This window comes from Leptospira stimsonii (assembly GCF_003545885.1).
In the GTDB taxonomy this organism is placed as follows: domain Bacteria; phylum Spirochaetota; class Leptospiria; order Leptospirales; family Leptospiraceae; genus Leptospira; species Leptospira stimsonii.
The window spans coordinates 516,625-531,033 of the sequence record NZ_QHCT01000001.1 but is presented as its reverse complement, the minus strand read 5'-3'; the positions used below and the strand labels follow the sequence as shown (position 1 = coordinate 531,033).

The 14,409-nt window shown below is 41.1% G+C and carries 11 protein-coding genes; 6 read left to right on the top strand and 5 right to left on the bottom strand.

Annotated elements, in window-relative coordinates; genetic code table 11:
• The first annotated feature begins 60 nt into the window (after positions 1 to 60).
• Positions 61 to 906 carry a dihydropteroate synthase gene (gene folP / locus DLM75_RS02640; RefSeq protein WP_118966981.1) on the top strand — a complete coding sequence of 282 codons (846 nt, stop codon included), beginning with the start codon at positions 61 to 63 and terminating at the stop codon, positions 904 to 906.
• Between the two features lie 4 nt (positions 907 to 910).
• On the opposite strand, the gene DLM75_RS02635 is transcribed toward folP, so the two are convergent.
• Complete coding sequence (locus tag DLM75_RS02635; RefSeq protein ID WP_118966980.1) at positions 911 to 1,933, bottom strand: tetratricopeptide repeat protein; 1,023 nt, start codon at positions 1,931 to 1,933, stop codon at positions 911 to 913.
• Complete coding sequence (locus tag DLM75_RS02630; protein ID WP_118967940.1) at positions 1,890 to 2,789, bottom strand: tetratricopeptide repeat protein; 900 nt, start codon at positions 2,787 to 2,789, stop codon at positions 1,890 to 1,892. The genes DLM75_RS02635 and DLM75_RS02630 overlap by 44 nt, the downstream gene beginning before the upstream one ends.
• Before the next feature lie 106 nt (positions 2,790 to 2,895).
• Here DLM75_RS02630 and mpl36 point away from each other — a divergent pair, with 106 nt between their 5' ends.
• A complete protein-coding gene (gene mpl36, locus DLM75_RS02625) occupies positions 2,896 to 3,819 on the top strand; it encodes an RlpA family plasminogen-binding lipoprotein MPL36 (RefSeq protein WP_118967941.1) in 924 nt (307 codons plus the stop codon).
• A 510-nt stretch (positions 3,820 to 4,329) separates the two neighbouring features.
• Here the strand turns inward: mpl36 and cysE are convergent.
• On the bottom strand, positions 4,330 to 5,046 hold the full coding sequence (cysE, locus tag DLM75_RS02615) for a serine O-acetyltransferase (RefSeq protein WP_118966978.1): 717 nt from the start codon (positions 5,044 to 5,046) through the stop codon (positions 4,330 to 4,332).
• Positions 5,047 to 5,168: 122 nt separating this feature from the next.
• Here cysE and DLM75_RS02610 point away from each other — a divergent pair, with 122 nt between their 5' ends.
• Together DLM75_RS02610 and DLM75_RS02605 are read left to right on the top strand one after the other, a co-directional pair.
• On the top strand, positions 5,169 to 6,062 hold the full coding sequence (locus tag DLM75_RS02610) for a site-2 protease family protein (RefSeq protein ID WP_118967939.1): 894 nt from the start codon (positions 5,169 to 5,171) through the stop codon (positions 6,060 to 6,062).
• Positions 6,026 to 7,441, top strand: coding sequence for a Vgb family protein (locus DLM75_RS02605; RefSeq protein WP_118966977.1), 1,416 nt, complete (start codon positions 6,026 to 6,028; stop codon positions 7,439 to 7,441). Before DLM75_RS02610 ends, DLM75_RS02605 begins: the two co-directional genes overlap by 37 nt.
• 21 nt (positions 7,442 to 7,462) lie before the next feature.
• On the opposite strand, the gene DLM75_RS02600 is transcribed toward DLM75_RS02605, so the two are convergent.
• Positions 7,463 to 8,803: an MATE family efflux transporter gene (locus DLM75_RS02600; protein ID WP_118966976.1), complete on the bottom strand. Its 1,341-nt coding sequence runs from the start codon at positions 8,801 to 8,803 to the stop codon at positions 7,463 to 7,465.
• On the bottom strand, positions 8,804 to 10,087 hold the full coding sequence (locus tag DLM75_RS02595) for a dicarboxylate/amino acid:cation symporter (protein WP_118966975.1): 1,284 nt from the start codon (positions 10,085 to 10,087) through the stop codon (positions 8,804 to 8,806).
• Between the two features lie 140 nt (positions 10,088 to 10,227).
• On the opposite strand from DLM75_RS02595, the gene DLM75_RS02590 reads away from it, so the two are divergent.
• Together DLM75_RS02590 and DLM75_RS02585 are read left to right on the top strand one after the other, a co-directional pair.
• Entirely contained in the window at positions 10,228 to 13,410 is a 3,183-nt protein-coding gene (locus tag DLM75_RS02590; protein ID WP_118966974.1) for a SpoIIE family protein phosphatase, read from the top strand.
• Complete coding sequence (locus DLM75_RS02585) at positions 13,403 to 14,293, top strand: gluzincin family metallopeptidase (RefSeq protein ID WP_118967938.1); 891 nt, start codon at positions 13,403 to 13,405, stop codon at positions 14,291 to 14,293. Before DLM75_RS02590 ends, DLM75_RS02585 begins: the two co-directional genes overlap by 8 nt.
• Positions 14,294 to 14,409: the final 116 nt, after the last annotated feature.

The window sequence follows — 14,409 nt, the reverse complement described above, 5'->3', positions numbered from 1 at the left end:
TTTTTAGTTTAATTTCAGGATCTCCTTTAAAGTATCGGTCTTGAACGAGAGTTTTTAAAGATGGAAACTAGCAAGGAACCGAATTCTTCCCAACATTCTCCGGTAATCTTCGGGGTTCTGAATATCACTGAAGATTCCTTTTCGGACGGCGGAAAATTTCTTACACTTCCGGCTTCCCAGGCGAAAGCGGAATCCTTGCTTTCTGAAGGTGCGGATGTAATCGATATCGGCGCTCAGTCTTCCAATGTTCAATCGGGCTTGGTCGGGCCGGAGATTGAGTGGACTCGGATGCACGCGCTGATTCCGAAATGGATCGAGAAGAAAATGCGAATCTCCGTCGATTCCTTTCAACCGGAAGTGATTCGAAAATCCTTGGAAGCGGGGGTTGAATTTATCAATCACATTCGAGGATTTGTGGATAAACAATCGATCTACGAGGCTTCCAAGTTCGCCGGAACGGATCGAAAGTTTGTGCTTATGTATTCTCACAATCATTCGAATCGTCCGGAAACATCTTCTCACCTAACAACGGAAAATGTTATCCGCGAGATTCGGTTATTTTTCAGAGATAGAAAAAAAGAAATGTTAGAATCGGGAATTTCTCCGGATCAATTGATTTTCGATCCTGGGATGGGCTTTTTCCTGAGTCCTGATTTCCAGATCAGTTTTGAAGTTCTTAAAAAAATAAAGACCCTTCAAGAAGAATTTTCACCGATGATGGTTTCCGTTACTAAGAAATCTTTTTTAGGAAATGCGCTCGGCGGCCTAGCGGTTTCAGAGAGGGAAATCGCGACAGTGATCGCGGAGCTTTATCTGTCTATTCAGAATATTGAATATATCAGAACTCACGAGCCCAAGAATCTAAAACAAGCACTTAAAATTTGGAGTTTACTTCATTCAGGGTAAGAATCTAACGTCCGACCTTGATATCTTCTACGGTTTTTTTCCCGGAAGAATTTAGAGTAGGTAGAATTTCCTCTTCGCGAATTTGAAGTCCTTTGTTTTGTAATCTTCGAATGTAGGGTTGAATGGGACTCAAATCGCTATTCGGATTGATCGATAATAGAACGCGTTTCCAAAGTTCCACGAACGCAAGGGTTTCCCTTTCTGAGTCGGGGCTTTTGCGAATCCATTCCATCGCATCGGAATAGTTTCGTTTTTCATAATATGCTTTCGCAATGTAATAACTCAGATCAGGGATTTTATCGTCCGTCGATTGAAGATTCATCGCAAACATCAGGAGATCATCCCATTTTTCCATATCGTGAGCGAGCAAGACCATAGATGCTCGGGCGTTTTTATGATACGGATTGATCTGAAGGATTCTTTCCAGATAGTAATATCCCTTTTCAAAATCCTGTTTTTCTAAAAAATACACGCTCAATTCTTCCCAAGAAACCAATTCCATCCCTGGAATTCTCGATTGAACGTCGAGAAGGAGAACCGTTTCTTCTTTTCGATTTTGAGAATTTAAAATTTTTCGAAGCTGTTGAATCTGATCTTTTTTCGCCGATTTCAAAAAGATTTCGATTTCCTCTTTTGCCGAATCGTATTCGTCGATGATAAAGTGCATTCTAAGCAGATTTGAAAAACAGATCGGATTGGAAGAAGAAAGTTTGAGACATTCTTTCCAAGAAAGTTCCGCGTCGTCCAAAAAGGAATTCTTCGCAAAAAGAATTCCTAAATTATTCTTATCTTCTGCGCTTGTCCCCTTGCCTCTAAATCCTCTAACGGACCAAAGGGAATTTACTTTTTCCAATTCGGCTTGAGAGAATTCAGCCGAGTTCATATACAAAAAAGAAACGTCCGTTTCTAAAACTTCGGCTTCCCGAATCGGATAAATACAATTGTTTAAAACTACGATCGTTATGAGGAGGGATAAATAACTTTTAGGATTCCGGAGCACCAGTTTCTTCCAATTGTTTCTGAGCATAGAGCATATACTTCAGAGCTCGTTCTTTATCACCATGGAACAAATACATGAGTGAAAGATCAAGTGCATCCTGAGGACTTGGAGGTGTGAAGTCTTCCGGATTCTCCTTACTCATCTCGAATTTGGAACGAAATTCTTCCAATTTGTTTTTTGTAAGCTTTTCCAAGGATTCAAAAAAGGCGACTTCCTCCGGATTTTTTTTGGATTCTTCTATCGCGTCCGAAAAACGAGTAAACCCTTTTGCTTGAGAAGTCGCTTGTTTGAGAATTTCGAAGGATTGTTTGAAGTTTCCAAGTCGAGTGTGAACCTCGGAAATCAAAACCTGCATCCGAGAATCCCCAGGATAGAGTTGATGCACTTTGCTTGCGATTTCGAGACATTCTTTCCAACGCTCTTTTTCAAAATGAAAGGTCGCCAATGCGGTTAGCGCCATTCGATTGTTCGGATCGATCCGAATCGCATTGTTTAAGTAGAGTTCTGTTTTCTCGTCTTTCTCCAACTGACGATAACAGTAGGCGAGAAGGATATGCGATTTTAAAAAACGCTTTTCGAGTTCGAGTGATTTTTTGAGAGAACGGATGGAGGTTTCGATTTCCCCCAATCGATAAAGTTCGACTCCGATATTATAGTAAAGCTCAGGAGTTTTGCCGACGGCGAGCGCTTCCTGGTAAACTTCGATCGCCTTTCTCGAATTCCCTTGTTTAGAATGGAGAGCTCCGAGATTTAAATATGATTTCTGATACTTAGGTTGTGCTTGGATGATTTTTTCGTAAAGCCGAATCGCCTCCGGGAATTTGCCTTCCTTTTCCAAGGAAAGAGCTTGATTGAAGATTCTACTGATATCGGTCCCGGTCATAAAAGAATTATCGGACCGAATTCTCTCACGGACAACTGAAAAAGTGGTAATGGAATTTTTCAAATCGACCGATTTATTAAGGGAATCACTAGGACCCGAGGGAACAATGAAACAAATAGCAATCTTAGTTGCCCTGATTATTTTTACATCTTGCGCATCCGTTGAGTCAAAACGGAGCGTCAGTGCGTCCGGAGATCCGTCCGAGATTTTCTTTGAAAAAGAAATCGCTCCGATGGATAGGGAATCCGGCTCAAACTCAGCTTCGCAAAAACCTGCGAGACGTTCTTTTGAAGAAGAACTGAACGTTGAAAAATACGCAAAGGCTCAACCTCCAGAAAAAACGAATTCTTCTTCCGGAGATTTTGATGAGATCGGAATGTCCTCTTGGTATGGTTCCAAATTCCATGGAAAACCGACCGCGAGCGGAGAGAAATTCGATAAGACAAAACTGACTGCGGCGCATCCGACTCTTCCACTCGGGTCCATCATCAAGGTTCAGAATTTAGAAAATCAAAAAGAAGTTTTAGTTCGTGTAAACGACCGAGGCCCTTTTGTAAAAGATAGAATCATCGATCTTTCGGAAAAAGCGGCGGATACTCTCGAATTCAAAGACACGGGAGTGGCAAAGGTCGGAATCAAGGTGATCAAACGTGGTGGTGCGGCCGGAGAAGAATCGGAAGATCTTGAAAATTCCGATGACGAAGACGCTTTGTTAGGTGATGAAACCGGAAAACCGGAAAAACTGAATCCTCAAAAAACGGATTATCCGAACAAACAAATCACCGGCGGAAAATACATCAAAGGTTCACCGAAAGGTTACACGGTTCAAGTAGGAGTTTTTCGAGATCAAGGAAGAGCGGAAACGTACAAATCAAATCTTGGTCAAGAATATGGGGAAAAAACTTTCATGTTCACGAGGGACGGTTTGTTTGTCATTCAGTTGGGCGATTTTGCAAATAGAAACGCCGCGGATTCATTGAAGTCCAAATTAAAGACGGACGGAATCGATTGTTTCATTCCAAAAAAGTAAGGTATCTTCTTTAACCGTTGTTCCCGAAAAAAAGCCCTGTGAAAACTCGCAGGGCTTTTTCGTTTAACGGTGAGCACGACAACTATCGTTTTTCATTCTACTTCTGCAAATATCCTTTGCCACTTCGACGACCGCAATTCCGCAAGTATTCAAACTCGGATCCACGCACCCAGGATAGACGAGCAACAATGTCGGAAAGCAATTATCAAACTCTTTCATATCTTGCGCGCATATCTGCTCGTTCGACACGAGCAAGTTACAATTTAAAATCGAAGTTAGGAGGAAGAGGGAAAGGAAACCGATAAGAATCTTCTTTTTCATATTCTAATTGAGAAGATTGTTTTTTAAAAAGTCATTCAGAAATTTATTTTGCTTTATCAGACAAATTCCTTCGCTAAGAACTTTGGAACTGCGAGAGAAGTAAGACAGTCGCAGATAGGCAACAGAGTTGAATTTCAAATTGGAACAGAAATTAGATTCTTCCATTCGAAACGATGGAAGGAATGGAGTTTAAATTCCGCCACCGTGGATAAATTCATCTAGGATTTCTTCTAAGTTATCCTTGCCGGTTTTGTTAAGGGTCTTGCCGCCATCTGCGTGGTTTACCGAATGAATTTCCTTTTGGAGAGTTTCTATCCTTTCAAGAAGGATGGAGAAAACTTTTGCGACCGGGTCGGGAATTTCATTGTGATCGAGCATGTGCTCGCCTTCTTCACCGATCGGCATTTTGGAACGAACGATTTTGGCCGGAATTCCCACCACAGTCGTGTCGTTCGGAACGTCTCTCATAACTACCGATCCAGCGCCGACTCGAACGTTTTTTCCGATCGTGATATTTCCCAAAATCTTCGCACCAGCACCTACGACGACGTTTTCCTGCAAAGACGGATGACGTTTCCCGGATTCTTTTCCTGTTCCTCCTAAGGTCACGCCTTGATAGATCAGACATCCTTTTGCGATCGTTGCGGTTTCTCCGATCACAACTCCGTGACCATGATCGATCATAATACCGTTTGCGATTTGCGCACCGGGATGAATGTCTATTCCAGTTATGAATCTGGAAAAAGTATTGATCATCCTTGGGATTAAGGAGAGTCTCATCCGATAGAGAAGATGTGCCACCTTGTGAAACCAGAGAGCGTGCAGGCCCGGATAACAAAGTACGATTTCCAGGTACGATTTGGCGGCTGGGTCATACTTCTTAATAAATTTAATATTCTCAAACAAATGATTTTCTCCGGGCCCTGATTAGTAAAAGGCTAAAAATTCGCGATACCATGTAAAGAGGATTCTTTCCAAGAAGAATAGAATAACGATTGAACCAGTCTAGATTTTTAACCCACTTGATCCTGTTTCTCCTTACTTTTTTAACTCTGACTTTTCAAAGCGAGTTTCTTGAGATACCCTTTCTGCCTTCACAATATATCAAAGAATTGTTTTTTCTTAGACTTCCTTATTCGCTCTCTTTGATCACAATTCTACTGGCGCATGAGATGGGTCATTATGTGGCCGCGCGTCATTACGGTGTTAAGGCTACTTGGCCCTATTTTATTCCGATTCCATTTGCTCCGATTGGAACAATGGGAGCCGTCATAAGAATTCTAGAACCGATTCGAAATAAAAAACAACTTTTCGATATAGGAATTTGGGGACCGTTGATGAGTTTGATTCTTTCGGTGCCTTGTTATATTATCGGGATTTATTGGTCATCTTTGGTTCCCATGGAATCGTTAAAAGGAAATCCCGGGGTCATTTCTTTCGGAGAATCTTTTTTTACCATCCTCGTGAATCAATGGATTTTAGGACCATTTGATCCGACCGTTCAAGACGTTTGGATTCATCCACTTGCCCAAGCCGGCTGGGTCGGCTTACTCGTGACGGCGATCAACCTTCTTCCCTTTGGTCAATTGGACGGAGGACATGTAATTTATTCCGTTTTTGGTGAAAAATATCGGAAGTGGATTTATTATCTTTTTATAGGCTTTTTACTTTTATGCTTTTGGAATTTCTCCTGGTTGTTGTGGGGTTTTCTGATTTACTTCATCATAAAGGTAGAACACCCGTTTGTCCCTGACCCGGTAGTTCCTTTGGATCGATTTCGGAAAATCGGCGGTCTTTTGATCTTGTTCTCGCTGATTTTTATTTTTGTACCGTCGCCGATCCAGCTTGGAACTGATATAAATAGACCCGGTCTTGCAGAGGAGCTATGGATTTCACTCAAGTCAGTTTTTTCAGGTATTTAGTATTCTTAGGCTGTATTCTTTCGTTTCCGATATTCGCTCAGGATCAGGAAATCAAACTTACGGAGAATGCGTATGGATTCACGTATGACGGAACGAATTTTTGGTATATCGATTCCGCACAACGTTCCTTGTATCGTGTCGATCCATCCGGAAGGCAAGAATCGTTTCCGTTAAACATTCCGTTTCTCACGGGAATTCATTTTGATCCTAGAGAAGGAAGGATCTACATCGCTTCCAGAAAGCTCATTCTTAAAGTGGAACCGAACACAGGTGGAGTGACGGAGCGGATCCCGGTTCCAATCGAAAAAATCGGAGGAATCGCAAGTCAAGATTCTCTTTTGTATATACTTGATCAAGAAAACGGAAAGATATCCATTCTTGATAAAGGAACCGGAAGAATCATCGGTGGATTTCTCACTGATAGGGCACAACCGAAGGATCTCGTTTTAGCAAGGGATTCTCTTTGGATTTCCGATTCTTCCGACGGTAATATTTATCGATACAATCCGAACAACGGTGCGATTACGGGTTCCATCAAAACTCCTTCGAAAGAAATCAGAGGAATGGTATTTTTAGGAAGTAGAATCCATGTAGTAGATCGAGCTGGAAAAGAAGTAAAGCGAGTTTCCTTCGTGGAAACGGATCGTTTTATCGCATCGGGTGAAACGACACACCAAGTAAAAGTGAAACTGACTTTTTCATTGAACGAACTTTCGATAGCGGGAGGAGCGCTGGGTCTGTTTCAACCGCCAACTACGGAACACCAAAGGATTCGAAATCTGAAAATGGTCGAGTCCGGTTTTAAACAGGATTTTATCGGAAACGCTCGTGCTTTCGTAAAAACATTGGGGGTCGACGATAAGAAGGGAACGCAGACCTTAGAGTATTCTTTCGAGGTGAGAACTCAGAACATTCGTTACTATGTGACCGATGATTTCCTTGAAAAGAAAGAACGAATCGGCGAAGATATTAAACCTTTCTTAAAAGGCGAACCACTTGAAAAGCCGAAGAACGTGTACTACGTTGATAAAATTTTCGATGCGCGTTTATTTCGAAATTCCATTCCATCCTTAAAGAAGAATCTTGTCGATTCCGGAGTTCCCGTTCGCTCCTTATATACGGCTACTCGGGGTGAAAAAAATTCGGTTTCTTTTAAGGAGACGTTAGAAGTTTATATTCCCGGGTTCGGCTGGGCTCCGATTCAAAATGTAAAACCGAGTTCTGACGAATCTTCTCGCGTATTCAAAAAGGGAGAGGAAAGTCTGGATCTTTTTCGTGCGGAAAATTGGGAAGATATCGTGTCCCCAATCTTTTACAAAAGCAGAAATTCGGAAGAATGGAAATCGATTCCAGCGGAAATTCAAGTCAGTTTTGAATGACGTCTAACGCAGAATTCGACTTTATTTTTCAGCGGTTCGGACAATCGGTGAAACAGGAACCGTTTGAAAAAATTTTCTCGCCTTTGCAGAAAGTGTCAAAGCTCTCCCAAACATGAGCATTGTCAAAGCCAACCAAAGAAAGTGATTGTTTTTCGCGATCTTTCCATAGTATGCGATTGGTAAAAAGAAAAGTGTTGTACTCAAAAGCATCGAGTTTCTCAGAATTCTTCCCTGTGTAAGGCCGATAAAGAATCCATCGAGAATGAAAGCGACGGTTCCAATTTCCAAAACGGGAATAAGCCAAAGTTGATATTTTCGTATAATTGAAAGTATTTCAGAACTTTTCGTAATCGATCCGAAGGTGATATTCGGAAATTGAAAGAGAAAAATTAAGAAGATCGTAGTGAATAGAAAACTTACTGAAAGCGCCAAAAACAGAAGGGATTTTAAACTCTTCCATTTTTTTTCAGCATACAGATTGCCTGCTAAACTTTCCGTAGAAAGAGCCGCGCCGTCGACAAGAAATGCACAAACGAGAATCATTTGATGAAGAATAGAATTCGCCGCGAGAATTTCAGTTCCCATTTCAGAGCTAAAGTTTCGAAAAAGGCTGAACGTTATTATGAGAAATAGAGTCCTTAGAAATATATCCTTGTTTAAGTGGAGGATAGACGAGAATCCGGAAAGGGAAAGCAGTGCTTTTTCTCGGATCCATGTGAATTTAAAATCAGATCCGATTCTCCATTCTCTAAGAAGTAGAATAAGGAAGAATGATAACATACCGAATTGACTGATCGTCGTCGCGAGCCCTGCTCCGTAGGCTTCCCAACCTAATTCTAAAATGAAATAAGCGTCTAACACAATGTTGATGGTATTCGCGATAACGGTTGCGATGAGAACGTAAAAACTTTTTTCTCTTCCTAAAAACCAACCCGTAAAAACGTAATTACAAAGAACAGCGATAGAACCCGGTATTCTCGCATCGAAATACGAAATGCCTGCGGTTTTTACGATCGATTCTCCTTCTAAAACTTTAAATCCGAATTCTTTAATCCAAGGGGAAAGTAAGAGAATTCCCGTTCCAAATAAAACCGCCAAACAAATGGAACGAATTAGAATAAAAAGAGATTCCTTTTCATTCTTTTCTCCAGATGCTTGCGCGGTTAAACCGGTCGTCCCCATTCTTAGAAATCCGAACATCCAGAAAATAAAATCAAATATGATTCCCGATAACGCAGCTCCGGCCATAAAGATATGTGTATCTAGATTTCCTAATATAGCTGTGTCCACCAATCCGGTTAAAGGAACGGTAATATTCGCAAGAATGTTGTAAAAGGTGAGTTTATAAAATTTCGATTTCAATCAGCTCAATTTATCCATGACACAAGAGGCAGTAATGTCTCCGGTGACATTGATCGTAGTTCTACACATATCAAGAAATCGGTCCACTCCAAGAATGATTCCGATTCCTTCGGTTGGGATTCCGAGTCCCGCAAGAATCGTCGCCAAAATAACAATTCCGATTCCGGGCGTACTTGGGGTTCCGATCGAAGCGCCCACCGTTGTGAAGAGTAAGAAGATAAGTTGTGTTGGACCTAAGTCGATTCCATAATACTGAGCCAAAAAGATGGATGCTACGGCCTGATACAACGCTGTTCCATCCATGTTTACGGTTGCACCAACGGGAATAATAAACTCCGCTATATTCTTCTTTACTCCTAAACCTTCAGTCGCGGTTTGAATGGAAACGGGCATTACCGCGGCCGAGCTCGAAGTTGAAAATGCAAGGAGTTGAAGACTCGCGATCTTTTTATAAAAGTCGAAAGGATTTCTTCTCGCGACTATGAGAAGAATGATCGAATACACGACTAACACGGAAAAAAGTCCGAGTAAAACCGTACTCATATACTTTCCTAACGTTAAAAGAAGTTCCACACCGATGGATGAGATCGCTTTTGCCATAAGACCGAAAACCGCGAAGGGAGTAAGGCCCATAGCCCAGTTCACGATTTTCATGCTGATCTGAAAAATCGAGTTTAGGATTTCCAAAATGGGTTTGGAAATTTCTTTCGTGACTGAAAGAATCGCGATTCCGATCAAACAAGAGAATACGATGACGTTTAACATTTCTCCCTGAGTAATGGAAAGAAATGGATTTTTGGGAAAGAACGACATGAACATCTCAGGATATTTATCCAAAGTCGGGATACTGATCGGAATCGGGATTTTAGAAATTTGCAAATTTTTTAAAGGAACGATTGATTTCCCCGGTTCGAGCCAAATCGCTAACGAGATTCCGATCGCAACGGCAACAAACGTAGTTAAAACGAAATAAAAAACGGTCCTGATTCCAAGTTTTTTGACATTCTCCAGATTTTCAGCGGAACAAATTCCGAGAATAATAGAAGAGAAAATCAACGGCACCATGATCATCTGCAGTAAACTTATGAAGAGAAGTCCAGGAATAACAAGCCACGATGTAGTAAGTTGAGCGACATCTCGGCTAACAAGAGATAAATCGGATCCGAGCAGAACGCCTGCAAGAATTCCTGCCCCCATTCCGATGAGAATTTTTAGCCAAAGTTTTTCCCTTAAATGTCCGGAAATCTTGGTATTAAGAGAAGTAAGCTTTTCAAAAACGGCCATTAGGGAAAACTCTTTTGAACCGTTATTTTTTCTATTGATTTTTAGTTTTGGTATGAATTATTGAAACCGTTTTCAAGATATTTGATTAAACCCGTGCTTTTTCGAACAAAATAAAGAATTAGAAAGACGGACTGGAGATTATGGGATTAGATTTTCTGAGATCAGACTTGATTCTCTTCAACTATTATTCTTTTGGAAGTCTATTAGTAACATTTACGACTTTTTTTCTCGCGGTCTTCTTTATTAGTTTAAGAAGAAAGACCGTCGCCACCTATCATCTCGGAATTGGGTTTTTTATCCTCGGATTTTTTGAGATCGGTTATTTTCTTGCGGCGTTTTATTATCACCCATTGGCGGCGTATCACCGTTGGTTGACCGGAGGTTTGATTCTACCGGCGATTACTCATTTTGCTCAGTTTTTTATTCGTTATCCGAGCAATTACAATAAGAAAATTGGAACTTGGTTATTATATTCTCAACACGTTCTTAGTTTCTTTGTGGCATGTGCATTTATTTATTTAACATATATCTCTGAAAAAATATATCACTTCACTGCACACCATTGGGATTTCAACGCGCTTGTTTCGAGTAGGTATCTTGCTTTTAGTATCGCTTTTTACTCCGTAATCGCCTTCGTAATTGTACCTATTTGGAGAATCATTACTGACAAAGATAAGAAACGATTCGCAATTTTTCTTTTCGCAGTCGGCTTTATGATCGCCGCATTTTATCCGAACATAGCCAACGTGTTGAGTAGAGACGGTGTCATGGATCGATCGATATACATGACTTCGACTTTGATTTTTTTTATCGCGGCGTTTTCGGTCGTCGCAATCGTTTTTATTAATAATAGTACAGAACGTACTACCTTTATGGTTAAGATCGTGGGTATTACCTTGTTCACGATTTGTTTGATCATGCAGGCTCTTGTCTACATTTCGAATCAGGACAAAGAGGCGGAGTATGATAGCCTCCATCTTGTTAACAGTGAAAGGGTTTTAGAAAGTGGTCGTATCAACGACGAGGTACAATACATATTTCGATACGATGAGAAAAGCGGCGAATTGGTAACGACTGATTACGATTCTAAATACGGTCTGGACATTTCCCTCGTTAAAGTGGATTTACAGAACACTCTGATTTATGAAGAGATCGCGGGTCTTCATGAAGATAATTTCAGGGAGAACCTCAAAAACATTTTAGATTCTTCTCCTGAGTATTTTGCCGGTTATAAAGATGCGATCTTTAAGTTTGTAAAGGATAATTCTTCCTTAAAAGCGAAAGAATTAAAGGCGGCGCTCTTAGCCGAGGCAGAACGACTCAATAAGGACGCATTCGTTAATACGAATAAATTGCAGGGAATTCGTCCTGAATCGTTTTGTGAAGACGGCAAATCCTACCTGGAAAAAAACAAAGAACTCGAGTCCTTTAAAAAAGGAATTCTTAAAAACTTGGATGGATGTAAGTGGAAGGGAAAAGAAATTTCCGGTAAGGAACTCAAAGCGGAAATTCTTAAATATTTCAGTTATTTCAAGCCGGCGCAGACAAGACACTATAGAAGAAGCGTAGATGGAATGGGTCATCATGTGGCTTTTATGAAATACCTTCCGGCGAAGAAGCAGGTCGTTGAACTCGGATTCTCCTATAAAAAATATCGAGAGTTCATGCATCCGACCTCGGTTAAACAAACGATCATCCTTTTAGCGGTGATCTTCGTCGTCCTAGTATTGTTTCCATTGTTCTTCAAAAGTAGTCTTGTAAATCCGCTCAATAATTTACTTTCCGGCGTGGAAAAAGTTAACAAGGGAGATCTTGACGTTCAGGTTCCCGTGAAGGTTCGAGATGAAATCGGATTCTTAGCGGATTCATTTAACTCGATGGTTTCTTCGATCAAACAGGCAAGAAGGGAATTGCAAGATTACGCGGAAAATCTTGAAGAAAAGGTAAAAGAAAGGACACAAGAAGTTCAGGAGAAGATGGAAGAGGTCCAAAGGCTGAAAGTCCAGCAAGACGGGGATTACTTCCTTACTTCCCTTTTGGCGAAGCCGCTTTTCTACAACGCCAACAAATCGAAACTAGTTAGTACGGAATTTATTCTAAAACAAAAGAAGCAGTTCGAATTTAGAGGAAAACATTCCGATCTGGGCGGAGATATCTGTGTTACAGGAAATCTTCGTTTGGGAACTCCTGATAGCTACAAACGTTATACCATGGCTATGAACGGGGACGCGATGGGTAAGTCCATGCAGGGCGCCGGAGGGGCTCTTGTGATGGGAGTTGTGATGAACTCCATTATGGCTCGTTCTGCGGCGAACAATCGGATTCTCGATAAAACTCCGACCGAATGGTTAAGCGATGTTTATCAAGAGATTCATTCGGTTTTTAAATCGTTCAACGGAAGTATGGTGATTTCCGCCACGATCTTCTTAATCGAAGAAGAAACCGGTAAGTGTTTTTATTTTAACGCGGAACACCCTTTCACGGTTCTATACCGCGACGGTAAGGCGAGTTTCTTAGAAGAAGGACTTCAGCTCAGAAAGTTGGGATTGGATTCCGAATTCGATTTCAAAATTCGAACTTTTGAATTAAAAAAAGGCGATGTCTTGATTCTCGGATCGGACGGTCGAGACGATATCGATCTCACTCCTGAAGAGACCGTCAGAACGATCAACGAGGATGAAAATCTTTTCTTACGTAACGTAGAAAAAGGGAAAGGAAACCTAGAAGATATCGAGGTTGAAATTCGCAAGTACGGAGAATTGACAGACGACCTTTCGATGCTCAAAGTAGAATTTCAGCTCGAAAAGAAAAAAGACGAACTCGACGAAATGTTTACCGGCGGTGATAGAATTGAAGTCGCTCTCAACCCTGATGTAATCTATGAAGACGCAAAACAACTCTATAAGAATGGAAAAGTCGAACAAGCGCTCGAACTTTTAAAGACGGGTTATACGCACGACACTGCTAATCAAAAGATCAACAAACTTCTCGGTCTATTGAGTTTCAAAGGAAAAGATTATACGACTGCGATTGAAGTTTTGGATAATTATCTAAAAACCGATCCGGGCCTACATGAATACTGGTTCTACCTTTCCATTGCAAACAAGAAGGTTGGAAAATACGATCACGCACTTCAGGCGAGTTTGAAACTCAAGGAAATTCAACCGGATAATCTTTCAAACTTGATCAACCTCTCAGATATCTATCGTTTGATGGATCAGTTCGATTTAGCGGAAGAGGTTGCAAATCAGATCATGCACTTAGATCCGGGAAATCAAAACGGAGAAAGACTTTTGAAACTCATTGAACGAGATCGTGCGTAGCCTTTTTTTTGGAATTTTAATTGTAATCTCATTCGATCTAATTTCGGAAAAGAATTCATGGGTTCGAAGAATTCCACTATCCAGAGGGGAATTGATTCTTGAGATTCGGAATTCTTCTAAGGATAAAGAATGGAACGAGTTCGCATTTGGAAAGACGCGCGATCTTTTTAAGGGTCTGGAATCTTATTCTGGAATTTCATTTCACGAAGCGAGCGCAGGCATTTTTGAGGGTCAAAAGGCTTCCGAAAAGTTCAAAGTCCTCTTGTTAGTACAAGACCAAGTCTTCTTAAATGGAACTCGGGTGGGGGGATATAATAATATCTCCGGTGATCATGGGCCTGTGCGAGGGATTTATTTCGAACCGGACCTCGCCCCTCCCGGATATCCTGCGCTTCTCTTTCACGAGCTCGGGCATTTTTATTTTTCTGACATCGCCTGGTTGAGTGAAGGAATCGTTTCTTTCTTACCTTTCGTTCTCTATAAGGAAAAAAAAATCAGTCTGTCGAAAGAAGAATTAATTTCCATGGCTGAAGAATGGAGCATGGAAGAAGGACTCCAAGGCGGAAAAGATTTTCCACTCGACCCCGACTTTAGGGAAAGAATCCCTTCGGCAACTCCTACCTTTTACAATAAGGCTCTGAAAGTTCAGTTTATTCTTTATAAGGAATTGGGACCTTCCGGATATCGGGAATTTATAAAAAAGCTGGTTTTTGAAAATTCCCCGAAAACGACCGGCCAAGTCATTCTTATCTTAAAAACGATTCAAAATAAGAATTGGTCAAGTCTCCTCCGAGGTTGGGTCACGCCTGGACCTTACGAAATATATTCCTGGAAAACGTTTCAAAAGGAATCCATCATTCGGAACTTCGTTTCCTTCCCTTAAATTGAACGCTTGTTTCAGAAAAACGCGACTTCGAGAGAAGAGCGCTTTTTCGCTCCGATCCGAAATCCATAGAAACGTGTCGAATTCGAATTCCCTTCTATTTTATCATTGAAAAG